The organism is Actinospica durhamensis (assembly GCF_018139695.1).
GTDB classification, from domain to species: domain Bacteria; phylum Actinomycetota; class Actinomycetes; order Streptomycetales; family Catenulisporaceae; genus Actinospica; species Actinospica durhamensis.
Map to the genome: position 1 here is coordinate 1 of NZ_JAGSOG010000723.1, position 466 is coordinate 466.

Annotated in this window: 1 protein-coding gene; it reads right to left on the minus strand. The window is 58.2% G+C overall.

What is annotated here, in order from left to right; genetic code table 11:
* The coding region (locus tag KDL01_RS47180; protein ID WP_212534267.1) for a hypothetical protein at nt 1–242 on the minus strand (242 nt) is incomplete at its 3' end.
* Nucleotides 243–466 lie beyond the last annotated feature (224 nt).

Genomic DNA, 466 nt, shown 5'->3' on the forward strand with positions numbered 1-466 from the left:
TCTGAGCTCCATTCGCCGAGTCCCGATCTCCATGCGTCGAGTTCTGAGCTCGGCGCGCCGCGCAAAATGCTCCGCGTGTTGAGTTCGGAATTGGGAGCTTGGGGGCTGGATGCTTGACGCGGCGGTTCATCGCCTGTTTCACCCCCTGCCGGGGGCGACTCACTTTCTTTGTCTTGCCAAAGAAAGTAAGCAAAGAAAGGCGCGCCCGATGCGGCGACCCCCTCCTTGAATTTCTGTCGCAAGGAGGGAGGGGAGGCAAACTCGCTGCGCTCAGACAGGCCTCCCCTCTTTTTCCTCCTTGCAACAGAAATTCAAGGCGCCGCATAGGGCAGGGAAAGTCAAAGGACAACAGCCAAACCATCGCGACGCCGACCCAAACGACAAAGGCCAACCTCGCGATGGGTTGGCCTTTCTCTTTTGACGTTGAGCCCTTGATGGCGCCTTGAATTTTCGTAAGCGGGCGGAA